This is a genomic window from Flavobacterium sp. CF136 (assembly GCF_000282055.1).
In the GTDB taxonomy this organism is placed as follows: Bacteria; Bacteroidota; Bacteroidia; order Flavobacteriales; family Flavobacteriaceae; genus Flavobacterium.
In genome coordinates this window covers 82,621-107,578 of sequence record NZ_AKJZ01000012.1, presented here as the reverse complement: position 1 = coordinate 107,578, position 24,958 = coordinate 82,621, and the positions used below count along the sequence as shown (strand labels likewise).

Sequence of the window (24,958 nt, the reverse complement as noted above, 5' to 3'; positions counted from 1 at the left end):
TTCAAATTGTTAGTTTTTTATTTTTATTTCACAGAAAAATATTCAGCAATTGGGCCTAATGTCAGAGCCGGGAAGAACGATAAAGCAGCTACGATCAGGATTACCGCAAAAACTAATAATCCAAAAGTTGAAGTATCTGTTTTTAAAGTTCCGTTGCTTTCCGGGATGTATTTTTTCGAAGCTAAAATTCCGGCAATCGCAACAGGACCAATGATTGGCAAATAACGTCCTAACAGCATTACAATTCCGGTTGAGATATTCCAGAAAGGAGTATTGTCTCCTAAACCTTCAAAACCGCTTCCGTTATTGGCAGATGATGAGGTAAACTCATACAACATTTCTGAGAATCCGTGATAACCCGGATTTGCCAGCCAGCTGGATAAACCCTGAGGATTTCCTGCATATAAATTACTGGCCAAAGCAGTTCCAACCAAAATCAGGAAGGGGTGAAGCAAGGCAATAATCATAGCGATTTTCATCTCTTTGGCTTCAATTTTCTTTCCGAGGAATTCGGGAGTCCTTCCAACCATTAATCCACTGATGAAAACAGCCAGAATAATAAAGATGTAGAAGTTTAAAAATCCAACACCAATTCCGCCATAAAAGCAGTTAATCATCATTCCTAAAAGTGTTGTCATTCCCGCAATTGGAGTCATGCTGTCGTGCATGGCATTTACAGAACCGTTACTGGTACAAGTGGTATATGTTGCCCAATTGGCCGAAGCAGCAGATCCAAAACGAACTTCTTTTCCTTCCATGCTTCCCATATTTTGGGCAATTCCCATATGAGAAATGGCAGGGTTTCCATTCATTTCACTAACAATTGTCGGAATCAGTAAGAACAAAAATCCTAAAGTCATGACACTGTAAATTGTCCATGATAATTTTTTTCGTTTTAAGACAAATCCAAGTGCAAAAATCATCGCAATCGGAATCAAAACTATCGAAACGTTCTCAACAATATTGGTTAAGTAATTAGGGTTTTCCATTGGGTTGGCAGAGTTCGGACCGTAAAATCCACCGCCGTTAGTTCCTAATTGTTTGATGGCTACGAAAGCAGCTACCGGCCCACGGCTTACGTTTTGCTCGTTACCTTCAAGAGTTGTGATTTTATCTTTTCCTTCAAAAGTCATTGGTGTTCCGTTAAAAACTAAAATCGCAGCAACTATAATAGATAAAGGCAATAAAACTCTGGTACAGGAACGAACAAAAAAGCTGTAGAAATTCCCTAGCTGAGTGGTTGTTTTTTCTTTCATGGCAACAAAAACCATAGCACAAATTGCCATCCCGCAGCCGGCACTAATAAACTGCCAAAGCATAAGCGATAATTGCCCTAAGTAAGACAATCCTGTTTCACCTGAATAATGCTGCAAGTTGGTATTGGTGATAAAACTTACGGTAGTATTAAATGCTAAATCGCCTGTCATTGATGGATTTCCATCCGGATTTAGAGGCAGCCAGGCCATATTGGTTAAAACCAGCATCGAAATAATAAACCAAATAAAATTAATAGACAACAGCGCTATTAAATGCTGTTTCCATGTCATTTCGATGTTTGGATTAATACCTCCGGCTTTATAAAATAATTTGTCAATTGGGTCGAAAATTTTATCGAGCCAAGTACTTTCATAATTGAAAATCCTGCCGATGTAACGACCTAACGGAATAGCTAAAAGCATAACTAATCCATACATAACGATAATTCCTAATATTTCTGTGTTCATGATTTGATTTTAGATTTTAGAATGTGGATTTTAGATTTTTTTGCCACTAATTCCGCGAATTATTCACGATTTTTTTTAAAATAAATTAGAGAGAATTTGTGCAATTGATGGCTAAATTTTTTATACGAATCAAAATCAACAGTCTTAAATTTTCTGGTTAAAATTTTTCAGGTTTGATTAAAACATAACCGATGTAAATAAAAACGGCGATAGCGATGATAAATAATAGTGTCATAATTTAGATTTTTTCGAAAAATGAAATCATTTTAAAGAAGCTGGCAAAAAGTACAATTCCTGCCGCGATTAAGATTAGTGTCATCATACTCCTGAAGTGTTAATTTGTTTGATATATTCCGCTTTAAGCGTTTGAGGAAAAAGATGTGAAATGTTGCAATGGCGCATTTCCATAAAAGAAGAAACCGAGAATACATACACATTAGAAATGGCATTTTTAGTTTCGATGCTTCCTGTAATAAACAAACGTTCAGCAAGTGCCAAACATTTTTTTGCCCGTACGATATTACCGGAAATGATTGATTTCTTGGTAATCTCGGCAAAGCGTTCGGCTTGTTTGTAGATTGAGGTGACTTGATTTTTCATAAGAATGAATTTTTATGTTCTTCTCTCTTATGCCAAAAGATGTTCCGAAAAAGTCTAGTTACAGCTAAAGTGCTGTGAATAAAAGAAATGTAGTTTTTTGCCAAAAATCAGGTATAAAAAAAGCCTATCAAAATGATAAGCTTTTATTGAAATGATAGGGGGGAACTCAATTAAAAATTAAAATTTGCCATTGCTGATGAGATTGAAATTTGAAATTGCTATTGAATTTGCCATTGATACTGCTATTGTATGTTGTATTCATCTAATTTTCTGTACAAAGTCGCAATTCCGATTTCGAGCAAACGGGCAGTTTCGGCCTTATTGCCTTTAGTATAATTTAGAACCTTTTGAATATGCAGTTTTTCGACACTCTGCATCGAAAAAGCCGACATAGTTTTGGATGCTTTTTCAGGTTGATGCTGCATTTCGTAGGGCAAAACGTCAGAAGTTAAAATAACATCATTACTTAAAATAACCGAGCGTTCAATGATATTTTTGAGTTCCCTGATGTTTCCCGGCCAGGAATAGTTTTCTAATTTCTGAAGAAAATCATCTGAAATTTCTAACGTTTTTTTATTGGTTTTTTCAGAGAATTGTTTGACAAAACAATGTGTCAGCGTTGCAATATCTTTAATTCTTTCTCTTAACGGAGGAAGTTTTATTTCGAAAATATTCAATCGAAAATATAAGTCGGAACGAAAACGATGTTCATCACTTTCCGTTTTTAAATCTCTGTTTGTTGCTGCAATTAATCTGAAATTTGATTTTTTTGAAGTCGTATCACCAACCGGAATATATTCGCTGGTTTCTAAAACCCGTAATAATTTGGCCTGTAATTCGATTGGCATTTCTCCAATTTCATCCAGAAATAAAGTACCGCCATTCGCTTCTTCAATAAAACCTTTTTTGTCTTTCAGAGCACCGGTAAAAGCACCTTGTTTGTGACCGAAAAGTTCGCTTTCCAGTATTTCTTTACTGAAAGTACTGCAGTTTAAAGCCACAAAAGATTTTCCGACACGATTGCTGTTTTCGTGAATTGCCTGAGCAAAAACTTCTTTTCCGGTTCCGGTTTCACCAGTAAGTAAAACCGTTGAATCTGTTTTTGCAACTTTTTTGGCAAGATCAATAACTTGTTCGATCCCTTTTGATTTTCCTATAATAGTGTCAAAAGAATATTTATCGCCAATACGTTTTTCTAACTGCTGAACTTTTTTCTGCAAATGTACTTTTTCGACCGCTTTGTATAGAAGCGGAATGATTTTATCGTTGTCATCACCTTTTACAATATAATCAAAAGCCCCATTTTTCATCGCCTGAACGCCGTCTGCAATATTTCCGAAAGCAGTAAGCAAAATAACTTCGGTAAGCGGAAAACTTCCTTTTATGTTTTGTAGAAAGTCAACGCCATTTCCGTCAGGCAATTTTACATCACACAAAACGACATCAATATCTGTTTGTTCGAGTTTTTTAAAACCGGTTTTTAAATCTTTGGCTTCGATAATTTCAAATCCTTCCGATTTTACAATGCGAGCCAACAGACTTCGTAGTTTTTCTTCGTCGTCTATGATTAGAATTTTTCTCAAAATAATGTCTATTGATTAAAATACAAATTTATGATTATTAATGCAGTGTTTGAAAAAATAATGAATTTGGTTTATTGACTAAAATCATTAAAGTTTTATTTGTTAAACATAAAAAGCTCAATTCATACGAATTGAGCTTTTAGTTTTGTGCCCCCATGGTACAAATTTCAAACTATGCTATGCAGGATTTGAAGTAATTTAGTTGAATCCTAAACAGAATTAGTGAAACGTTTTCCGTTTTTACTCCTAATTATGAGTGATTGTATGGATACTTAATGTGGAAGAGGTAGATCCAATAAGGTAAACTGTATAAATTTTACCGGCAGTAAATTCTTCAGATTCTAAAGTAGCCAGGATTTGTGATTGTCCTGCACCGTTAACCTGTATTGTCAGCGAACCGGCATTAATTTCTGTATAACCGCTTTGGTTATAACGTTCCAGATTAGATGTCAGAACAGTACCTTTATCATCACTAAACGTTAAGGAAGATGGTGCGCCGCCACTCAAATGAATGAATTTTATTTTTGCTTTTCCGCTGGCCGGGGCAGATAAGTTATCCTGATATAATCGTACAGCAGCTTCATCTCTTGACTCACCGGTTAAATATACAGTATAGTTTTGATCATCATCAAGATTGAATTTTGCTTCTGCATATTTATCATTATCATTTTCATCTCTGTATTGTGCGATTAAATCATTTCCGGAACTGACAGTCAGATAAGAAACGGAACTATCTAAAAAATCAAGATCACTAATATAAGGTATGTTTGCCAAGGCAAATCTTTGAGAGCCTGAGTTTGGTGCGGCATTTACCACTTTAAGTTTTGCAGAACCGAACGGATCGATATTATTGTTATCACAAGATAATAATGCAAGAGCTGATGCAGCGATCAAGAAGCCGTTTATAAATTTATTCATAATTTTAGTTTTCATAGTTTTAATTTTAATTAATTGTTTTTATGGATTACATGTATTTAACTTTAATGCTAATTTTATTTTTATTGTTTTGCTTCGACGAAAGTAGTTCGGCAATTATCAAAAAGAGGGAATTATTAATGGCAAGCGGACAATTTTGTAAATGAAACGGTTTTATGGATTAAAAAGCTGTCATGAGTTGCCTATACTAAAAAAGATTACTTTGAAGATCGTTTTATAATAAAAAACAATCTATTTGAGACCTATTTACTGAGGTTTTCCGCTTCACCTTTCTTTTTGTCCGTTTGGTCCTGATATCCTAATAAAAATGAAAATTTCACTTTTACATTTGCGTTAGTATAATATAAATGTGACCAGAAATGGTTTTATAACTTATTTTTTAAAATTAAATTATTATGAAAAAATTAGCCCTTATTTGTTTAGTTTTAGCCGGAACAAATTCCTTTAGTCAAAGTTTTCTTGACAGATTTCATTTTGGATTAAAAGCAGGATCAAATTATAGTGACTTTACTAATGCAGATTTTGATACCGAAGGTTTGATCGGATTTCATGCAGGCGCGATCGTTAATTTTGAAATTAATGATAAGTTCTCGGTACAGGAAGAGTTTTTATTCTCTACACAGGGAAGTAAAATTAAAGACGGAGTATATAAAGGACAAGAACTGAAAATGTCTTATATATCAGTTCCTATTCTGTTAAAATACACTTCCAGTATTGGTATCTATGCAGAAGCAGGTCCTCAAATTGGAATTCTTGCTTCTGAAGATTTTAAAAGTATAGATTCTTCGGATAAATTTGCAGAAAAAATCGATGGTGGTTTTGCAGCCGGAGTTGGTTATCAATTTAAGAATGGATTCGGAATTGGTGCAAGATACTATTTGGGATTAACAGATGTGAGTAAAAGCAAAACATCTGTTGTTAAGACAGATTTTCAAAACAATGTTGCACAGGTCAGTATATTTTATATTTTCTAACAAAGCAATAGTATAGTAAATTTGCTTTAACCAGCAAATGCATGAAGGATACCGGTTATATGATGTAACCGGATTTTTTGTATAAATATTTTGATATAAAGTTGAAATCCGATGCTTTAAAAAAGAACTATTTTAATTCTGATAAATAGTTAAAAATGATATAACTATATTTACTTAGGAGGTTGGGTGTAATTCAAAATAGGTGTCAGGCTGAGCGGAGTCGAGGCTCTTTACATCTAAAAAGCCTTCGACTACGTTTATCCTGAGGGAAGCCGAATGGACATAGGATGACAATGTTTAGAGTATAGACCCGGCCTAGAACATATAAGAATAAATACGCTATAAAAAACAATGATAAACAATGTAAAAAGTAATCTCACTGCCAGAACTTTACGGGAAATTTATAGGATGAATATTGGATTAAGTTTTATTGCTTTCATTTTTTCAATGTTTTTCCTTAAAATGTTTGATGAGCCAATGGTGGTTTTAATTTCAATGGCATTCAAAAGTGGTGTTTATATGTTGCTGCTGACTTTTACACTTTCTTTTGTTTTGAATGAAACAGCCAGACGCTTTCAGGATAGTTTAATAAAATACAGATTGTGGCGTATTGCAGTAAGTTTTTTTAGCGCAATACTGTTACAATTACTAATCTGGCCTGTATTTGCCTATTTTGGCAGTATAAGTTGGGATTATAGTAATTATAAACTGCTTTTGATTTTTATTATAGAGGGCTTAATATTAGCTACTTTAGTTCTTTTATTGCAGGATTTTGCCATTTTAAGATATGCTAAAGCAAAGACAGAACTGGAGAATGCAAGGTTGCAGATGCGTACTACCGAAGCTGAAAATTTATTATTAAAACAACAAATTCACCCTCATTTTCTCTTTAATTCACTTAATACATTAAAAGCGTTATATAAGAAAGATTTGGTTTTAGGAGAAGAATATCTCATTCAATTAGCCAATTTTTTAAGGTCGGCAGTTTCTCATAATAACAGCCAGGCTACGACACTGGATGAAGAATTGATTTTTTGTATAAATTACTTGAAAATGCAAAAAATACGTTTTAATGAATCTTTGGATTGGGAATTAAAAATTGAAAATGAAGCTATGCTTAAAGGTTATGTGCCTTCTTTTTCCATACAGCCTTTATTGGAAAATGCAATAAAACACAATAAGCTGACAAAGCTGATACCGTTAAGAATTGTAATAGAACAAAATGGGGATTATATAAGTGTATCTAATTCTATCAGCAATAAAGAATTTAGCGAGAGTTCTATTAAAAGTGGTCTTGAGAATTTATCTGAACGCTATTTTTTATGGTCTGGCGATACAATAAATATTAAAAACGACGGTGTTACTTTTTCAGTAAGTTTTAAAATCATCCAGCATGAAAATAGTAATAATTGAAGATGAAATGCTTGTTGCCGAAGATCTTGCCAACACGCTTAAACAAATTAAACCGGATATAGAAATTGTATCTGTTTTAGGATCTGCTGCTGAAGCAATAGATTATTTCAGTAAAAATATACAGCCCGATCTGATTTTTAGCGATATACAGCTTGGTGACGGACTTAGTTTTGAAATTTTTAAAAGTGTAGCCATTAACGTTCCGGTTATTTTCTGTACAGCATTTGATGAATACGCACTCGATGCATTTAAAGCTAATGGGATTGAATATATATTAAAGCCATTTAACGCTGAATCTCTTGAGAATGCACTGATCAAGTTTCAAAGTTTGCAAAAGATTATGAGTTCGACTGTTGCAGCACGATATGAAGCTGCAATGGAAGCATTGAATTCAATAGAATCCAGAACCAGCAATACTATTATGATAAAATACAGGGATAAAATATTACCATTTTCATTTGATAAAATCGCAATGTTTTTTCTGGAAAATGAATTAATGTACTTGTATACTTTTACTGGTAAATCTTATATTATAACAGAAAGCCTTGATGAAATGGAGAAAAAAACGCATAAGATATTCTTTCGGGTAAACCGGCAATTTTTGGTTAACCGAAATGCTATTGAGTATGTCACTGATTATTTTCCAAGAAAGCTTAAAATCAATTTAAATTTTGAATTTAATAAAGATATAATTGTCAGTAAAGAAAAAAAAGGAAAGCTTTTGATTTGGCTTAAACATTGATCTAAAAATAAATAAACGTCATAATAGTCTCATTAATATTGTATTATGTGTTATTAAGACGTATAAATTTATTATATTTGAATATTATATAGTCATCTTGACTTTTGAAATAAGAGTACCATCATTCAGGGGAAATTCAAATTGTAATTCTAAATAAAAGGCTATTTTCTGCCTCAATACATATTTAATGTTAGTCTGATAATTTTTTAATCTATCAGAATAAGATGGGTTTGTGTATCATCACAATATATTTAAGTAAAAAATACCCTAAATAAAAAATAAATAAATTAACTTTTTTTGATATGAAATCATCTGTTATAAAAAAAGTTCTCCTGATTCTTTCTTTTATTGCCTTAGTAGTTTTTTGTTTCATCAATTTTTATGTTTACAAAGATCACCGTGATATAAATTCAGAATCAGCAAGTTTCACAATATCAGTGACTCAGCTTCATGATGAGTTTTTGAAAGATGCTAATGCCGGCACAAAAAAATACGCGGATAAAACTATTGAAACTTATGGGACTATCACTTCATTAGATTTAGAAAGTAACACCATTGTTTTGGATGAAAAATTATCTGCAACAATGGTGGATAAAATTTCCGGTGATTTGAAAGTCAATCAAAAAATTAAAATTAAGGGAAGGTTTGTTGGTTATGATGATTTATTGGAAGAATTAAAAATGGATCAATGTAAAATATTAAACTAATTTAAATTGAAAGAAAATTATTATCATATTTACTATACTAATTTCAGTTCATGGATTAGTATAAAAGGGTATTTGACATTGACAAAACTGGTACAGATGGGTTAAAAAAATTATACTTACTTTTTAAGTGCACAGGTACAAACAAAATCAACAGAAATAGTAACACTCCCTGTTTCTGGAATGACAGTAAAACTAGATTTAAATATTTAATATTATGAAAAAACTAATTCTACTTCTACTTTTTTTACCCTTATCAATTTTTGCACAAGATGACCTGCTGAAGGAAATCGATACTGTTGAAACAAATGTAAAAGTTGAATCAGCTTTTAAATCATTAAAAATTATTAATTTAGAATCAACTAAATTGGCAGCAAAAGGCGATTTTTATCTTGTTGTTGCACATCGTTTTGATTATGTAAAAAATGGTTTTGATGATTTTTTTGGAATGGATAATGCTAATACACAAATTAAATTTTTGTATGGCGTAAACGATTGGCTGACTGTACATGCTGCACGCAGTGGTTTTCAGGAAACCTATGATTTGGGCGTGAAATATCGCTTGAAATCACAAATAAAAAATGGATTCCCTTTTGCCATTGTAGGTTTCAGCAGTGTAGCTGTTAATTCTGAATTAAAAAAGGAAGATTACCCGCTTCTTAAATTTGCAAACAGGCTCAGCTATGTAACACAAATTTTAATATCCAGAAAATTTACTGAAAAATTATCGCTGGAAATCGCTCCATCTTATTTCCATGAAAATACGGTGCGTGATATTCTGGATACTAATAACCAGCCTATCATTCCAAATCCGCAAAACAATAGCCAATTTGCCCTTGGTTTAGGAGGACGTTATAAATTCGCAAAGCGCTGGTCGGTAAATATTGATTATGCTGCACATTTGAACAGAGCCTCTGAATCTATATATAAAAATCCGTTATCGATAGGTGTTGATTTAGAAACAGGCGGTCACGTCTTTCAAATGCATTTTACTAATTCAAGAGCAATGCATGAAAGTGGCTACTTAGGGCAAACTTCGGGAGATTGGAGTAAAGGAGAAATTGCTTTCGGTTTCAATTTAGTTCGTGTTTTTTAATCTATAATATTAAAAAAATGAAAAAGCAATCAATAAAATTAATTATTCCGGCACTTTTCAGCCTTTTATTGAATAGTTGTACCAATGATAGTTTATCAGATTTAACAACTGTAGATGATATCGAATCAGCTACCTATACTCAAAACGTAAAACCAATTATTGATAACAATTGTATTTTTTGTCACGCATCAACTCCCACCAATGGAGCTCCAATGTCCTTAACTACATATACATTTGTTAAGCAAGCTGTTATTAACAGAGGACTATTAGATCGAATTTCCAGAGCAGAAGGTACGTCTGGTGCCATGCCTTTTGGAGGGCCAAGGCTTTCGCAAACGAATATAGATATTATTATTAAATGGAATACTGACGGATTACAAGAATAAATTAATAATTAGTTATGAAAAAAATCACCCTGCTCTTATTTTTATCTTTTGGATTCATTCATGCACAAGATAAATTAATCACTAAAACTGGAAAAATTACTTTTGAAGCATCTGTACCTGCTTTCGAAGAGGTAAAAGCTGTCAATGAAAGTTCTTCTTGTGTTTTAAATACTGCAACCGGAGAAATTGCATCGTTATCTTTAATGAAAGGATACAAATTTAAAATTGCTTTAATGGAAGAACATTTTAATGAAAATTACATTGAGAGTGATAAATATCCAAAAGCAGTTTTTAGAGGAAAAATCGAGAGTTTTGATATTTCAGCATTAAGCAAAACCGCCAAAGATTTTAAAATTACCGGAGTATTAGAGCTACATGGAAAATCAAAGCAAATTACAGTTCCGGCAAAAATCAGAAAAAATGATAATAAAGTAGAAATTGCAGCCAATTTCAATGTAAATGCTGATGATTTTGATATTAAGATTCCAAGTATTGTAAGTAAAAAAGTTTCAAAGAAAGTTAATGTGTCCATAGATTTTAAATTAATGTAGGAAGTGTTTACCGATGGTTATTTCATTCCCGAAACTAGTGATGAAGTTTAAATTTATGAACAGATTTGTTATAAAACCTGTAGTATGCATTTTATACTACAGGTTTTTTTTTATGACTTCAAAGTAGATAGTTTATGAGCTCTATACAGTAAATTAGAGAAGCATTAATAGGTTAGAGGCAAAATGCTATCTCCAATTTTCCGCAGGCATAATTTAAAAATGTAAAATAAACACTTATATTTACCGGAAATAATTTTAACTTATGAAAGCTAACTTTTTTCTGTTTATTAAAATCGTATTTATATCACTAATTTTTACTTCGCATCTTAAAGCTCAAAATAAACCGAAACTCTTATATGGTGTTGCTTATTATGACGAATATATGCCATATGAACGACTTGATAAGGATGTCAAAATGATGAAAGAGGCAGGCATAAATGTTGTACGAATTGCGGAGTCTACGTGGAGTACAATGGAACCTCAGGAAGGAACATTTGATTTTTCGCATATTGATCGCGTACTAAATGCAATGAATAAAGCTAACATAAAAGTAATAATAGGTACACCCACTTATGCGGTACCTACCTGGCTTGTGAAAAAATACCCTGATGTTCTGGCTATTACTAAGAGAGGTCCGAACCAATATGGACCGAGACAGAATATGGACATAACAAATCCCCATTATCTACATCATGCAGAGATTGCTATACGAAAGCTTCTTGAGCACGTAAAAGATCATCCGGCAATAATAGGATATCAGGTAGATAATGAAACAAAAGCATATGATACCAGTGGACCTGAGGTTCAAAAACAATTTGTGTCTTATATGAAAGAAAAGTTTGTAAGCCTTGATAGTATAAATAATGCATTTGGACTTGATTACTGGAGTAACAGAATTAATAACTGGAATGATTTTCCTTCTGTTAATGGTAGTATTAATGCAAGCCTTAGCGGCGAGTTTGCCCGTTTTCAACGTGGGCTTGTTACTAAATTTTTGAACTGGGAGGCTGATATAGTAAGGGAATACAAAAAAAAGGATCAGTTTATTACTCAAAATTTCGATATGGACTGGCGTGGTCATTCTTTTGGGATACAAACCGAAGTGGATCATTTTGCTGCTGCCAAAACACTGGATGTAGCAGGAATTGATATTTATCATCCCACTCAAGATAAACTTACCGGATTGGAAATTTCATTTGGAGGCGATCTTACAAGGTCTATGAAAGCAGGTAAAAACTATTTTGTAATGGAAACCGAGGCACAAGGTTTTCCGGAATGGGTTCCCTATCCGGGACAGTTAAGACTGCAGGCATTTAGTCATTTGGCATCGGGAGCCAATATGGTTTCATACTGGCATTGGCACTCTATACATAATTCTGCCGAAACCTATTGGAAAGGTTTATTAAGCCATGACTTTGAACCTAATCCAACTTATTTAGAAGCTAAAACTATTGGTGCTGATTTTAGCAGGCTTAGTGATCATTTGATCAGTCTGAAGAAAAAGAATAAGGTTGCAATACTTTTTAGCAATGAAGCTTTAACAGCCTTTAATTCATTTTGGATAGGAGATAGCTATAATGGTGTTTTACGCAGAATGTATGATGCGCTTTATAATATGAATATAGAAACTGATTTGATAGACCCTTCATCAGTAAACATAAATGATTACAAACTTATAATTGTACCGGCCTTATATGCAGCTCCTGACAGCCTTCTTCAGAAACTGGATGAATTTATTAAAAAAGGCGGCAATGTAGTTTTTACTTTTAAAAGCGGTTTTTCAAATGAGTATGCAAAAGTAAGGCATACTATTCAGCCAGGTATCATAGATCAGGCTTGTGGCATTAAATACAGTCAGTTTACTATTCCTGATAAAATAGGATTAAAAAGCGATTTTTTTAAGGTTGAAGATAAAGATAATTATATTGAGAAATGGATGGAGCTTGTAGAACCGGTTACGGCAAAAGTACTTGCCTATTATGATCATCCTCAATGGGGTAAATATGCTGCTGTAACCCAAAATCAATTTGGTAAAGGAACGGCAACGTATATAGCAGCTTATACAAGTCCGGCACTTACAGCTAAAATTATTGAAAATGCAGTAAAAAAGGCAGGACTGTGGGAAGCTGACCAGGAAATAAGTTTTCCTATTATAGTAAAAACAGGTAGTAACCGGAATGGAAAAACTGTCCGTTATTACTTTAATTACTCTGCAGCTCCGGTAAATTTTACTTATCCGCATAATAATGGAACAGAGCTTTTAGGCAATAAAAAGATTTCAAAAAATGAAAAAATAGATTTAGCAGCCTGGGGTTTCGTAATAATTGAGTCAGAAAAATAAAGTTGTTTATTTAATAATGATTTAGTTTTATATTTACTCTATAAATAAATCACACTATGCAAATAAATAACTCATCAGCTGCTCAATTCATATTATTTGGCTGTTTTTTTTTCTGCTTATTCTCTGTAGATGCACAAAATGAAGTTTATTCAGACCCAATAAAACAAGTAATCGCAGACACAACTTTTGTGAACCTAAAAGATTACAGTAAAGATTTTGTCTATGATATGAAATATGCTACAGACGATAATTTTTTAAAGGCAAAAGTATATGATTGTGCTGAATGTTTTTTGCGCTTAAAGACTGTTGAAGCTTTAATTGCAGCCAATAAAGATTTTATGAAGAAAGGATATAAAATCAAACTTTTTGATTGTTACAGACCTTTATCTATTCAGAAAAAAATGTGGGAGATTGTGTCGAATCCGGAGTATGTAGCAGATCCAAAAAAAGGCTCCATCCATAATAGAGGAGGAGCCGTTGATATTTCTATAGTTGATACTGCCGGAAAAGAAGTGGATATGGGGACTCCTTTTGATTTTTTTGGAATTCAGGCAGGTCATAATTATACTAAACTTTCAAAAAAAGTGCTTTCAAACAGAAAATATCTTAAAAAAGTAATGGTCAAAAATGGCTTCAATTCCTTTGATTCTGAGTGGTGGCATTACAATTTAAAAACCGGTTTACAAGATAAAGTTTCTAACCAAAAATGGAAATGTGATTAATTACTCGACACATCTGATGTTTTCCATAAAATATGTATTTGGGTGAGTGACTTTGCCGGTTAACTCTGATGTTAATTCCCTTTTTACAATATAATCTTCAGTATCAGTTAAGTATTTAATTCGCATAATTGAAATTGGGGATTTTTTCAGTTCCTCAAAATTATCCTTCATGAACATAAAAATTCCTGTATTTACACGGTTGTCAAAACCTTTGTCGTCACGAATAAGAGTGCCGCAATTCTCCTGATTGATATGCATTAAACTAACTATTTTTCCGTTTTCTAATTGTAGAAAAATTTTTGAATTTTTGTCAAAACAATTCGCTTTTATAAAATCTTTACTTTTCTGAATAAGCTGCAAATTTAATGTAGGTAAACCATCTGTTTGTGCCAATGAAAAGAAGATGTAGCTAAAGCTTCCCCCAAAATATTTCTCACTCATCAGATATTCATTTGTTACTTTGTAGGTACCAATTGAATCTGTTACATTAGTGCTGTATTCACATGGCTTTTGGGCAAATCCGGCTATGGTTAATAGAAAAAAAGTAAGTGTAATTAGTTGTTTCATTTTTAAGTTATTTTTCTGCAAATTAAAACTATTTTGTTATCATTTTTATTGGTTGTAAAAAAACAATACAGATTTCCTCCATTTTTTATTTTCCATTTTTTTCTGATGTTCTCTACGGTGTCCGGAAAGTTCCTGGTAGTAACATTTGCCTGCTGATTTGCCAGTACAGTTTTCATGTCATTTTTGTTGTATGAAATGACTTTTTCTATTTCAAAGGCTCTTCCCGGAAAATCGATCAAATCTTCGGAAGTATATAAGTGAGAATGTTTATGGAGTTTATTGATATTGAAAATTGTGCTGACTTCATCAAAACCTCCGGATTTCATAATCGCAGCATTGGGTTCGTACAGATATTTTTGAGGCAAATGATAGGAGGGGAAATTGGAATCATTATCTAAAACAAATTCAAATGTTTCTGTTTTGTCTTTTAAGATATTGGCTGTTTTAATGGTTATTTCACCTGAATATTGATTGTGAATTTCAAAAAGCAATTCTTTTACTTCATTTTCGAGTGCAATAATATGGATGTTTTTTACAAATTTTAATTCGGATAAACCTGCAGAAATATCTAATAGCGGAGCAGTTTTTATTAGAATTGAATCTGTTTTTTCAAAATAAAAATCTAATAATTCCGGAACATTTGGCAAACAGTCTTTAAGCATGAAAACTTTGCCTTTTGCATCATTCCTGCGGGATGGATCAATATATATCCAGCTCCATTTTTGATTTAATTTATTTAAAACATTTGTAGAATCATCAGCATAGAATTCACAATTTGTTATTTCTAATTGTTTGAAGTTATGTTTTACAATTGCCGATAAATCTTCATTGATTTCGCAATGTGAAATGCTTTTGAATTTTTTGGAAAAGTAATAATCATCAACTCCAAAACCTCCTGTAAGATCAATTAGGGTTTCTCCTGATAGTAAAGAAGCTTTGTAGGCTGCTGTTTTTTCGGAAGAAGTTTGTTCTACAGAAATTTTGCCCGGATAAATAATATTTTCTGTTGAAAACCAGGTTGGTAATTTATCTTTTGCTTTTGATTTGGCTTCAATTTGATTTAAAATTAAAATCCAATCGACTTCAGGAAATGGATTTTTCTGAAGTGCTAATTTTGAAATCGAAGCACTGCTATTTTGAGTTATAAAGTTCTGAATATTTTTGCTTAAAATAGAAGTGTTCAATGCTAAATCCTTTCAGTTAATACGGAGACAATTTTGTTGTTGGGAAAAAATTCTTTTAAGATTACTTTGACCATAGTAAAAACCGGAATTGCTATAATCATTCCGACAATTCCAAAAGTAATACCACTGACTAAAATAACCAAGAATATTTCTAACGGGTGCGAATTTACACTTTTTGATGAAATTATTGGCTGGCTGATATTATTATCAATCGCCTGAACTACTAAAAAGCCTATAATTACATAAATTGTAGTTGGTAAAATTTCTGATTGGAAATCTTTTCCAATCAGACTAATCATGGTTAGGATTCCGGCTAAGGTTGTTCCTATAATTGGTCCGATATAAGGAATTATATTTAAGATGGCACACAGGAATGCAATAACGAATGCATTTTTATTTCCGAAAATAATTAAAACAATTAGATAGAGGATAAAAACAACCATTAATTGCAGTAAGAGACCAACAAAATATCGCGTTAGTAAATGATTAATTTTAGTAATCGAGTTTAAGATTTTATCTTCATTAGTGTCCGGAAGAATTCTTCTTGCCTGATCTTTAAAGATTTCCTGATCTTTGATGAAGAAAAAAGTAATAAAAAATACAGAAACCAAGCCCATTCCCATGTCTGCCATAAATCCCATAATAGAATTTATGAATCTTGTGAAATAAGTAAAATCGAACATAGAAGTTATTTGTGAATCCTTAAGGACTTTATTTAAATCTACATGTTGAATGTTGAAATAGCTTTCGATACTTTTTTCTGTTTCTATAAATTGCTCCCGCAAATGATTGGTGTCTAATAATGATAAATTGTTGGCCTGAGAAATGATTAGCGGAACAAAAAGTAAAATAAACCCAACCATTGCTAATATAAAAAGAATTATAGTTGTTGAGGCTGCTAACGAATTACTAAACTTTAATTTATTTTTTAAAAATTGAACTAATGGATTTGCTATTAAGCATAATATTAGGGAGATACATAAATAAACAATTACTGTTTGAATTTCATATAAAAAATATAAAATGCCTCCAACGACTAATATTGTAGTTAAAGCTCTCAGAATTCCATTAGAAATAATTCTTGATGTTATCATATTTGGTTTTTAGACCATAAATATAAGGAAAAGCCATTAGATTTTTAGTTAATAAAAATACCCCAAATAGTGTCTAGCTTTTTGGGGGCAGTTTATTATATTGTTAAAAGCTTTTTGATTCTTAGAGTTTTAACTTGTATAGATTGAGTTTCAAAGGGATGTTACCAAGTGAAAGGCAGGTACCAATTGTTTACATTCATTAATTTAGAGCGTACTTCACTTGCTTTTCCGTTTCCTTCTTTGCTAAGTTTGTCATATATTTTATCAGCTAAAAAAGAAGGATCATTTCGGCGTAAAGCCACACGAACCAAATCTTCCCAACGGTTTCCTTCGTAAGCAAGTTCCAGTGCATCTTCTTCAATGATGTGGTTTTCAGTTGTGATCATATCATCTCCCACTGCTCCGACAGCTTTTGTATAGGCGCGACCACGAATTCCTGCGCCACGATGCCAATTCCCTCTAAAAAACGGATAATCTCCCATACGGGCATCGAAATCATAAGGAAATGGTAATTTAGTTTGTTGAATATTGGTAACGTCTGTAGGTTCCGGACTTATGGTAAAAGTATCATTTATGCCATAGTTTAAAATGGCATAGGCGACTTTTTGCTGGTTGTCCCTGTTGGATGCTTCTGCATAACGCAGGTGTAATTTTGCCGCACGGTATAAAAACCATTGTCCTTTTGTATTAGCAATTCCAGTTGAAGCTACAGCTTCACTACTATAAAGATATTTCATAATAACAGGATCACCATTTACAATATTGTAAGTGAATTTTGGCCCACGTGCATCGTAAGGAATATTATTATTTTGGATTTGACTGTTCCACAAATCAATAGCGCTTTGCGATGGTTTAACTAAATAGTCTCCATTTTTGTTGGAAAACAAAGTAATAAATGGATTTTTAGGGGCGAAATTATTTTCAAAAGGCAAAGACCAAATCCATTCGGTATTCCACAATGCATCTCTGTCTCGTGCAAAAATAGATCTCCATCCCTGAGTATTGCTATTGATTAAAGTAGTAGCATCCTGTTCAGAATATCTTAAATAACCAACGGCTAAATCATCATGTGTTGTAACTTCAGCAAATTTTACACGGTAAGTATTATACAATTCTGTATCAGCACCTCCTTTAGTTCCTGTTTCCATAACGTTTTTGTAATGGGCAGCAGCTTCCATGTAATTTCCTTTCCAAAGCTGTAAATCTCCCAACAAACATTCTTTATTGATAAAGAATTTTGCAGTATTGTAACCGTCAATATTAATTACCATAGAGCTTCCTGCCGCATATAAATCCTTGTAAGGCAAATTTTCTGTAAATAAAACCAGTTGGTCTAGCAGTTGGTTAAATGACAATTTAGGATATTTAGAAATATTTTTGACATCTTCTATAGTTTCAATAGGTTCTGTGATGTAGGGAACACTTCCGTAATGAATTCCTAACTGTAAATAAACCCAACTGCGAATTGCTCCAATATCAGAATAACGCTGGTCATATTGTTCTTGAGTAAATCGCTTTTTTTCGAGCATGATATCGAAATTTTTAAGCACATTGTTGCAGTTCTGAATCACCACATAGAAATCTTTAGGATTTGCATAAGGATTATTTGGGGAAACATTGTGCTCTGAAATTTCTTTTAGGAAAGGGCTTGAATTTCGGGTTGTCGTCATCAGGTCGGCACGCATTTCATTCAAAATAACGTTTTTCTCTGCAAGCGCCATAAATTTTCCATAAACACCTATTACGGCTGCATCGGCATCATATATATTACGGTACATTTGTTCTTCAACAAGCTTGTCTTCAGGCTGTACATCTAAATAGTCTGAACAGGAGCTCAGGCTAAATACGAGAGCCAACACCCATAATACGGTGCTTTTTTTTGTTTTTGTACTAATTGTTATCATCTGTATGTTCTTTCTATAGTGTAAAATAATTAAAGGCCTAAGCGTAATCCTAACTGAAAACTTCTGAACTGAGGAGCTAATCCTATATCTGCTCCCTGCCCAAATATAGAGGAGGTAGGACTAAATTCAGGGTCATATCCAAGATAATCTGTCAGGGTAAACAAGTTATTGGCAGTAGCATAAATTTTTATAGCCTTGATATAATTCATTTTTTCAACATTAAAATCATATCCCAGTACTAAAGTTTTTAACCTTAAATAAGAACCATCTTCAATCCAACGGTCAGAAAAACTTGCATTTCCCATTGGATCACCCCATGTTGCTTTTGGCATATCAGTTTGTTGCCCTTCGGCTCTCCAGCGGTTTGATACAGCAACGCTTTGATTTTCGTAACCACTCATCTTTTCCAGGTTGTAACGTACGCCGTTATAAAGGTCGTTTCCTACAGAGAAAGTAAACAAACCCTGAAGGCTGAAGCGTTTGTAGGTAAAATTAGTCGTAAAACTTCCGGTTAAGTCAGGGTTTGGATTACCAATATTCATACGGTCTTTATCATCAATAACCTTATCTCCGTTAGTATCTGTAAAACGCATATCTCCCCCTTGAAAAGGAACAAGTTGTCCATTAGTCAAACGTCTGGATAATCCGTCTGCCTGTGCTTCTGTAGTAGTTGAATAAATACCATTCGTTTTTAAACCATAGAATAAGTTAGCATCATGCCCAACTGATGTAATGTAGGTAGCTCCGCCAAATTGAGTAAGAATATCGCCGTTTGGAAGACTTTGTACTTCGTTTTTATAAGTAGCTAAATTCAAACCAAAATCAAAAGTGAAATCAGGCGTACTGACAACACGGGCATTCAAAGACATTTCAGTTCCTAAAGTTCGCATTTGGCCGCTGTTAGATACTACATAATCAAAACCACTTAAGCCGCTAACAGATTCATAAACAATCATGTTGTCTGTTTTCTTTCCGTAAAAATCCATAGAAAGATTGACACGTTCGTTAAACAGGCCTAAGTCAGCACCAAAATTGATTTTTTTAACGGTTTCCCATTCCAGGTTTGGATTTCCAATGTTGCCGCTTACCAAACCTTGTACGCCCAATAAGTTTTGAGAAACATAATATTTTTGAGCTGTAAAGTTTCCGATATCATCATTTCCACCCTGGCTAATGGTTCCTCTCAATTTAAAATAGTCAATAATTGGAGAATTTTTCATGAAATTTTCCGCAGAAACTATCCATGCTCCTGTTAGGGCTGTCATTAAAGAGAATTTATTAGTTCCATCCAGATCATCGCCAAAACGGCTTGAACCATCAACAGCATAACTTGTAGTCAGGAAATATTTATCAAGATAATTATAATTGGCACTGGCATAGATATTTAGCCAATTCCATTCTCCCAAAGCTCCGCCAACCTGACGCAATAGGTTAGATCCCGCTCCAACACTGGTAAAATCATCTGTAGCAGAGTTGTATCCTAAACCTAAATCACTTTCTGAATGATTGCTTTGAGTTCTAAAACCAAAACGAACATCTACTTTATGATTTTCCTTAAATCTCTTAAGATAGTTAGCATAAATATCGGTATAAATGCTATTATAAATTTGCACTTCACTACCTGAACGGTTTTTTGCTATTGCAGTAGGAAGAATAACGTCGGCTACTCCTTTATCGGGAATAAAGAAAGTTTCGCGCTCTTTGTTGTAGGTAAGTCCGAAAAGAGCATTTACATTGAATGCATTGTTAATGTTATATTTAAAATTAAGGTTACCAAAGAAACGGTAGTTTTTGTTAATTCCAATTCCGTCATTGATGATGGCTCTTGGATTACTTATATTAAAATCATCTGTATCTGCAAGATTTGGAGAAACATTTCCATCGTCGCCAATAGCATTAGGAGCTAAAAATGGAGATTTTGTAAGAGCCAGATATATAGGGCTGGTTTTATAAGCAAAACCCTGGTCTTTTTGATCCTGAAGATTATTGATAAAAGACATATTGGCATCTACCGATAATTTTTCTGTTAAGCGTAAAGCAGCATTTAAACGAGTACTGTAGCGAGTTGATTTGGTATTCTCTACAATACCCTGATTGTTAAGATAACCTACAGATAAACCATATTTTGCAATATCATCACCTCCGCGAACTTTAAGGAAATAATTTTGGCTTACACTCGATTTGAAAACTTTGTCCTGCCAATTAGTTTCGTTATGGTATCTGTAATATCCCGGAATCTGGGGATTATCGTTCATGTAAGGAAGATTGGCAATTTGATCTTGCGAAAGTCCACGCGAAGCTTCTAATTGTGAAATATGTGTACGGTAAGCATCTGCGCCCATAACCGGTAATTGGTCAGGGGTTTGATTAGCGCTTCCATACATGGTAAAATCAATTTTTGTAGTCAATTCTGTTGGGCGTGTAGTGTTGATAACCAATACACCATTTGCTCCTTTGGCTCCGTAAAGGGCACTGTCGTCTTTAAGAACGGTAATGTTCTCAATATCTTTAACATCAAGATTGTCCAGAGGAGAAGAGTTATTGTTTTGTATAATTCCTGAACCATAATCTTCATCATCATAAATCATTCCGTCTACAATAATCAACGGTTTGTTTGATCCATATAAAGAAGTAAAGCCACGCAGGTTCAGATAAGCACCAGAACCCGGAACTCCGGATCTTCTGATACTGTTTAGTCCGGCAACTCTCCCTTGAAGAAAGTCTCCAACTGACTCTTTAACAGGACTTGACCATTGATTGGTCTTGAAATTCACCACACTTACAGCTTTTGTACTTCCGTATTGAAGTTCTTCTCCTGTAGGCATATTGGCTACTTGGTAAGCAGGGGAGTAATATGCTTCGTATAAGAAGATTTCTAAACCTGTATTTCTATTTTTAAGTGGAAAAACTTTAGTTTGAAATTCCTGTCCGCTTACAGTAAGAAGTGCTTCTAAATGAGGTACATTTATTTCAAAGCTACCGTCATCATTTGTAATTGCTGCCGAAAAGTCTTTCACCACTACATTTATCCCTGATAAGCCTCCTTTAGTTTTAGCATCTTTAACAATACCTTTAACTATAATTCCATTTTTTATTTTTGGAGCCGCGGTTACAGTTGTTGCAGTTGAATCCTGATCGGTTTGAGCGTATAAGGATACACTAAGGCTTCCGGCAAAGAAGATGGTTATCGCACAGGTTAGTTGTAAATTTTTTAACATATCTATATTTTAATAAAATATTATTTAACGACAGGAACAAATTTTAAATAATCAAGGGTAAGGGAATTGTTACCATTTGTAGTTGTATTGAAAGCCATTAACGAAATCATATCGATATTACCGGCTTGTGACAAATTAAAATCTCCCAGATAGACTTCATTATAATTTTTTACCTCTACATTGGTATAAGGAAACGCTTTGATCGATTCATTAACATAAATAACATTATCTCTGATTACTGTTCCTATCAGTAACCTTTGCTGAAATACATTGGTTTGAACATCGTTAATGGCCCTCCAGTAAACTTTATAAGTAGTACTGTACAAATCAGCAGCTTTATAATTAATTAAAAAAGTGGAAACTGTAGAGTTTTGAGACATAATATCATTAAAGAGTACGCCAAAAGGATCTCTTACTTCACGATAAAAAACCTTGCTGCGTAAATTTGGAAATAATGAGGTGTTTTTTTCTCCTTCTATTTTAGTTGTTACCAAACGATTGATCAAAGGAACATCCATTTTTTTCATACGATATATAACCCCATTACTCAAAACAATAGGTTCTCCCACGATTTGAGTTTTGTCTATTGGCACCGTTACACCAAAACGAGTAGTTAATTCGTTTGGCAATTCGCTTGGCATATACGCTTTTGGAAAAACCATATCCCTAACTGTAAAATATCCTGAATATGTGGCAGTTGAATCGGCAGTAGGTTTGTTTAAATAAGGCTTAAGTTTATCTACCTCAATAGTATAACCTTCATCTTCAATCAAAAAAAGTGTATAAGAGTTCTTTTCGTTATTTACATTATATACATTTTTTAAAAAAGAGTTACTAAGGGAATCTGCCAATGCTCCCGGTATTGCATTTTCTTTGGCAATAATATCTGAATCATAAATGTTTAACTCATTTAGACTTACTAAATAATTACTCATTGCAGAGGTCGCTGTTATGCTATTCACATACTGCCAGATATTTTGTTTTGGACTCAATGCTTTATTTACTATATGGAAAACTCCGTTGGCGGCATATTTATCGGCAGTAACAATCATGGCGTCGCCAATTGCTGTTGCACCGTTAAACAACAAATATTTATTGGTAAGCATTTTTATTTGCTCTGAAGCTTTATTTCTTATAGAAGAATATGCTGTGAGCGCAATATGGTTTTGTACAAAAGCTTCAAGTTCTTGTGGAGTATCCAGAAGAGAAGCGTCAACTTGGGCCATAGCTGCATTTGTTGGTGCAAAAACAGTATAAGTTTTAGAAGCCGACAAAATTTTGTCATAACCCGATTGTACTAACAATTCTGCAAACTTAGATGTTTCAGATGTATTTGTAATGGCTTCGGTAAGAGTAGCATTTAGATTATCGTCTCCATTATTTTCACGATCTGACCAAGGATCAGAACACGAAACCAATGCCATTGTCAGAATACCAACAAAGAGTTTTTTATTAATTAATTTTAATAATATCATTTTTAGGTGATTAAGTTTTGGTTAGAATGTTTTTCGATTTATGAATGGATTATTAAGGTGCAAAACCTTCCCCACCTGATTGAAATCTTGGATATAGCTGATCCATGTCTATCGGGCGGAATTCTACCGTATCCATCCAGGCCGTATCACCAGGATTAGAAAGCGACTCAAATGTTATAGTATGCCGACCTGTTGTTTGTACATCTATAACACCACAAAGTCTGGTATTGAACCTATTGGTAAATGGGCTGATATGACTTTTATATCCTTGTGATTCTAAAACTCTCTCGTCAATATTATTAACCCCTTGCTCTTGAAAGTTAATAAGCCTAGGTAGTGCAACGCCATCAAAATAGGCTCTAACAGTAGGGTTTTTAGTGCTTTTCCATCTGTACGATACCCAAACTTTGTATTTTCCTTTTATAATTACCGGTGTTTTAAAGGCAATATTTTGAGTATTGTTATTTCGAAAACGGAATATTTCAATTATATCCCCTTTCCATGCACGGTCCTGGTAACTTGAACTTCCTTTAGCAGCACAAACATAAGTTAATGCATCAGTTCCATCCCAGGTTACTTCACTAAAAAGAGATTTTGCAAGAGACACAAAATTACCCGGTTTTCTAAAAATCGCACTCAATTTTCTAAACTCCGGCTGATCACCCAGGTCAAAATAAACCGGAGCAGGGTTTCTTTTTTTAATAAAGAAATTTTGATCAACAGTATGAACTACTCCATTTGAGCTGGTAACATCACTTGCTGCGCGGTTTACAGGAACCCCTTTTTCTAAAACGCCATTGAAAGTTTCTTCATTTAATAAGATATTACCTGTAGCTAATTTTACACTAATTACTTCCAGTGGCGCTTTAGTTTCTAATGATGGAGAAACGGCTAAATCAGCTAAATATTGAAGTTTAGGCAAAATACGGTAGCTCACAAAAAGGTTCAAACTGTCTTGAGGATTCATAGGGTCATGCAGGTGACTGTATTTTGCTTTTAAATCTTCAAGGTTGTTGATACCTGCAGCTTTAAATACTTCATTTGTTTCAGTTAATACGGTTAAATGTCCTGTAAGAGTAGTTTTTCCATCAACAGTTGTGGCGGTTAACGGTTGGTTTAATTTTTCATACCATCCTGTTGCTTTTAGCGCTTCGGTAAACAAAGAAAATGATTCATTTTCTTCTATAGTCTTTGCTAAAGTTTTATTGGCAACACGCAACACTTTGTCTATTATATGTATTACTCCGTTTCCTACTTTTACATTTGACGATATAATTCGGGCAGTTTTATTAACTGTAATACTGGAAACGCCTCCAATATTAGCAGCACCAGTAATGATGAATTGCCCTTGTTGGCTGGGTGTTGCAATCTTTCCATCAGTAAATGATGTCGTAGCTACTTCCTGATCAAGAATATGAAGTTTTACTAAATCCTGTAAATCCGCTAATGGTACATCCTTAACAGAAGCAGCACCAATATCGGTTAAATACTGTTTTATCGCAGTATTGGTTGGAAGGAACAGGGTGTATGTGCCATAAGTATTCATAAACGAAGAATAGTTAGTAATTTCCAACATTTCCAAAAACATGGAATATTCATCATTTTGTCTTAAAAAATCAGTAATGTTTACTGTTTCATCTGTACGTTCATTGATTTTCTCAGAAGTACAGTTAAGAAATGCCAGGGTTAAAAAAACCACTAAAGTAAGTCTCATCAATTTTGGTAATGCGGAGTATCTTTTCAT

Annotated in this window: 21 protein-coding genes; 9 read left to right on the top strand and 12 right to left on the bottom strand. The window is 33.5% G+C overall.

Going from position 1 to position 24,958, the window contains the following annotated elements; genetic code table 11:
• Positions 1 to 23: 23 nt before the first annotated feature.
• From kdpA to PMI10_RS21555, 5 genes are all read right to left on the bottom strand, one after another.
• Entirely contained in the window at positions 24 to 1,724 is a 1,701-nt protein-coding gene (kdpA, locus tag PMI10_RS05370; RefSeq protein ID WP_007805398.1) for a potassium-transporting ATPase subunit KdpA, read from the bottom strand.
• A 157-nt stretch (positions 1,725 to 1,881) separates the two neighbouring features.
• The gene (locus PMI10_RS21845; protein WP_081491444.1) at positions 1,882 to 1,959 is read right to left on the bottom strand and encodes a potassium-transporting ATPase subunit F; all 78 of its coding nucleotides are present in this window, start codon (positions 1,957 to 1,959) and stop codon (positions 1,882 to 1,884) included.
• 83 nt (positions 1,960 to 2,042) lie between these two features.
• On the bottom strand, positions 2,043 to 2,324 hold the full coding sequence (locus tag PMI10_RS21840) for a DUF7674 family protein (RefSeq protein WP_007805397.1): 282 nt from the start codon (positions 2,322 to 2,324) through the stop codon (positions 2,043 to 2,045).
• Positions 2,325 to 2,566: 242 nt separating this feature from the next.
• On the bottom strand, positions 2,567 to 3,910 hold the full coding sequence (locus PMI10_RS05360; RefSeq protein WP_162129558.1) for a sigma-54-dependent transcriptional regulator: 1,344 nt from the start codon (positions 3,908 to 3,910) through the stop codon (positions 2,567 to 2,569).
• 243 nt (positions 3,911 to 4,153) lie between these two features.
• On the bottom strand, positions 4,154 to 4,840 hold the full coding sequence (locus tag PMI10_RS21555; RefSeq protein ID WP_007805392.1) for a DUF4397 domain-containing protein: 687 nt from the start codon (positions 4,838 to 4,840) through the stop codon (positions 4,154 to 4,156).
• A gap of 398 nt (positions 4,841 to 5,238) precedes the next feature.
• Here PMI10_RS21555 and PMI10_RS05350 point away from each other — a divergent pair, with 398 nt between their 5' ends.
• From PMI10_RS05350 to PMI10_RS05310, 9 genes are all read left to right on the top strand, one after another.
• Positions 5,239 to 5,817: a porin family protein gene (locus PMI10_RS05350; protein ID WP_007805390.1), complete on the top strand. Its 579-nt coding sequence runs from the start codon at positions 5,239 to 5,241 to the stop codon at positions 5,815 to 5,817.
• A gap of 351 nt (positions 5,818 to 6,168) precedes the next feature.
• Positions 6,169 to 7,230: a sensor histidine kinase gene (locus PMI10_RS05345; RefSeq protein ID WP_007805387.1), complete on the top strand. Its 1,062-nt coding sequence runs from the start codon at positions 6,169 to 6,171 to the stop codon at positions 7,228 to 7,230.
• Positions 7,211 to 7,972, top strand: a complete 762-nt coding sequence (locus tag PMI10_RS05340) for a LytR/AlgR family response regulator transcription factor (protein ID WP_007805384.1) — start codon at positions 7,211 to 7,213, stop codon at positions 7,970 to 7,972. The genes PMI10_RS05345 and PMI10_RS05340 overlap by 20 nt, the downstream gene beginning before the upstream one ends.
• A 302-nt stretch (positions 7,973 to 8,274) precedes the next feature.
• Positions 8,275 to 8,679 carry an OB-fold protein gene (locus PMI10_RS05335; RefSeq protein ID WP_007805381.1) on the top strand — a complete coding sequence of 135 codons (405 nt, stop codon included), beginning with the start codon at positions 8,275 to 8,277 and terminating at the stop codon, positions 8,677 to 8,679.
• A gap of 214 nt (positions 8,680 to 8,893) precedes the next feature.
• Positions 8,894 to 9,772 carry a DUF5777 family beta-barrel protein gene (locus PMI10_RS05330; RefSeq protein WP_007805379.1) on the top strand — a complete coding sequence of 293 codons (879 nt, stop codon included), beginning with the start codon at positions 8,894 to 8,896 and terminating at the stop codon, positions 9,770 to 9,772.
• Positions 9,773 to 9,789: 17 nt separating this feature from the next.
• Entirely contained in the window at positions 9,790 to 10,158 is a 369-nt protein-coding gene (locus PMI10_RS05325) for a hypothetical protein (RefSeq protein ID WP_007805376.1), read from the top strand.
• Between the two features lie 14 nt (positions 10,159 to 10,172).
• Positions 10,173 to 10,709 (top strand): YceI family protein, encoded by a 537-nt coding sequence (locus PMI10_RS05320; protein ID WP_007805374.1) that lies wholly within the window; start codon positions 10,173 to 10,175, stop codon positions 10,707 to 10,709.
• Positions 10,710 to 10,971: 262 nt separating this feature from the next.
• Entirely contained in the window at positions 10,972 to 13,050 is a 2,079-nt protein-coding gene (locus PMI10_RS05315) for a beta-galactosidase (RefSeq protein ID WP_007805372.1), read from the top strand.
• A 56-nt stretch (positions 13,051 to 13,106) separates the two neighbouring features.
• Positions 13,107 to 13,772 carry a M15 family metallopeptidase gene (locus PMI10_RS05310; protein WP_007805370.1) on the top strand — a complete coding sequence of 222 codons (666 nt, stop codon included), beginning with the start codon at positions 13,107 to 13,109 and terminating at the stop codon, positions 13,770 to 13,772.
• Here PMI10_RS05310 and PMI10_RS05305 read toward each other — a convergent pair whose 3' ends face one another.
• The 7 genes from PMI10_RS05305 to PMI10_RS05275 form a co-directional block, all read right to left on the bottom strand.
• Positions 13,773 to 14,339: a hypothetical protein gene (locus tag PMI10_RS05305; protein WP_007805369.1), complete on the bottom strand. Its 567-nt coding sequence runs from the start codon at positions 14,337 to 14,339 to the stop codon at positions 13,773 to 13,775.
• A 2-nt stretch (positions 14,340 to 14,341) separates the two neighbouring features.
• Complete coding sequence (locus PMI10_RS05300; protein ID WP_007805367.1) at positions 14,342 to 15,523, bottom strand: THUMP-like domain-containing protein; 1,182 nt, start codon at positions 15,521 to 15,523, stop codon at positions 14,342 to 14,344.
• 2 nt (positions 15,524 to 15,525) lie between these two features.
• A complete protein-coding gene (locus PMI10_RS05295; protein ID WP_007805365.1) occupies positions 15,526 to 16,617 on the bottom strand; it encodes an AI-2E family transporter in 1,092 nt (363 codons plus the stop codon).
• Between the two features lie 161 nt (positions 16,618 to 16,778).
• Positions 16,779 to 18,521 (bottom strand): RagB/SusD family nutrient uptake outer membrane protein, encoded by a 1,743-nt coding sequence (locus tag PMI10_RS05290; RefSeq protein WP_007805363.1) that lies wholly within the window; start codon positions 18,519 to 18,521, stop codon positions 16,779 to 16,781.
• Positions 18,522 to 18,550: 29 nt separating this feature from the next.
• Positions 18,551 to 21,739, bottom strand: coding sequence for a SusC/RagA family TonB-linked outer membrane protein (locus PMI10_RS05285; protein WP_007805361.1), 3,189 nt, complete (start codon positions 21,737 to 21,739; stop codon positions 18,551 to 18,553).
• A 20-nt stretch (positions 21,740 to 21,759) separates the two neighbouring features.
• Positions 21,760 to 23,214: a fasciclin domain-containing protein gene (locus PMI10_RS05280; RefSeq protein WP_007805358.1), complete on the bottom strand. Its 1,455-nt coding sequence runs from the start codon at positions 23,212 to 23,214 to the stop codon at positions 21,760 to 21,762.
• 52 nt (positions 23,215 to 23,266) lie between these two features.
• A complete protein-coding gene (locus tag PMI10_RS05275) occupies positions 23,267 to 24,958 on the bottom strand; it encodes a fasciclin domain-containing protein (protein WP_007805356.1) in 1,692 nt (563 codons plus the stop codon).

What these genes read in the sequence shown, in the direction of transcription:
- PMI10_RS05305 (WP_007805369.1), bottom strand. Translation starts at nt 14,339, where the DNA reads ATGAAACAACTAATTACACTTACTTTTTTTCTATTAACCATAGCCGGA.
- PMI10_RS05340 (WP_007805384.1), top strand. Translation starts at nt 7,211, where the DNA reads ATGAAAATAGTAATAATTGAAGATGAAATGCTTGTTGCCGAAGATCTT.
- PMI10_RS05320 (WP_007805374.1), top strand. Translation starts at nt 10,173, where the DNA reads ATGAAAAAAATCACCCTGCTCTTATTTTTATCTTTTGGATTCATTCAT.
- PMI10_RS05275 (WP_007805356.1), bottom strand. Translation starts at nt 24,958, where the DNA reads ATGAAAAGATACTCCGCATTACCAAAATTGATGAGACTTACTTTAGTG.
- PMI10_RS05285 (WP_007805361.1), bottom strand. Translation starts at nt 21,739, where the DNA reads ATGTTAAAAAATTTACAACTAACCTGTGCGATAACCATCTTCTTTGCC.
- PMI10_RS05280 (WP_007805358.1), bottom strand. Translation starts at nt 23,214, where the DNA reads ATGATATTATTAAAATTAATTAATAAAAAACTCTTTGTTGGTATTCTG.
- PMI10_RS05350 (WP_007805390.1), top strand. Translation starts at nt 5,239, where the DNA reads ATGAAAAAATTAGCCCTTATTTGTTTAGTTTTAGCCGGAACAAATTCC.
- PMI10_RS05335 (WP_007805381.1), top strand. Translation starts at nt 8,275, where the DNA reads ATGAAATCATCTGTTATAAAAAAAGTTCTCCTGATTCTTTCTTTTATT.
- PMI10_RS21840 (WP_007805397.1), bottom strand. Translation starts at nt 2,324, where the DNA reads ATGAAAAATCAAGTCACCTCAATCTACAAACAAGCCGAACGCTTTGCC.
- kdpA (WP_007805398.1), bottom strand. Translation starts at nt 1,724, where the DNA reads ATGAACACAGAAATATTAGGAATTATCGTTATGTATGGATTAGTTATG.
- PMI10_RS21555 (WP_007805392.1), bottom strand. Translation starts at nt 4,840, where the DNA reads ATGAAAACTAAAATTATGAATAAATTTATAAACGGCTTCTTGATCGCT.
- PMI10_RS21845 (WP_081491444.1), bottom strand. Translation starts at nt 1,959, where the DNA reads ATGACACTATTATTTATCATCGCTATCGCCGTTTTTATTTACATCGGT.
- PMI10_RS05315 (WP_007805372.1), top strand. Translation starts at nt 10,972, where the DNA reads ATGAAAGCTAACTTTTTTCTGTTTATTAAAATCGTATTTATATCACTA.
- PMI10_RS05345 (WP_007805387.1), top strand. Translation starts at nt 6,169, where the DNA reads ATGATAAACAATGTAAAAAGTAATCTCACTGCCAGAACTTTACGGGAA.
- PMI10_RS05310 (WP_007805370.1), top strand. Translation starts at nt 13,107, where the DNA reads ATGCAAATAAATAACTCATCAGCTGCTCAATTCATATTATTTGGCTGT.
- PMI10_RS05325 (WP_007805376.1), top strand. Translation starts at nt 9,790, where the DNA reads ATGAAAAAGCAATCAATAAAATTAATTATTCCGGCACTTTTCAGCCTT.
- PMI10_RS05330 (WP_007805379.1), top strand. Translation starts at nt 8,894, where the DNA reads ATGAAAAAACTAATTCTACTTCTACTTTTTTTACCCTTATCAATTTTT.
- PMI10_RS05290 (WP_007805363.1), bottom strand. Translation starts at nt 18,521, where the DNA reads ATGATAACAATTAGTACAAAAACAAAAAAAAGCACCGTATTATGGGTG.
- PMI10_RS05295 (WP_007805365.1), bottom strand. Translation starts at nt 16,617, where the DNA reads ATGATAACATCAAGAATTATTTCTAATGGAATTCTGAGAGCTTTAACT.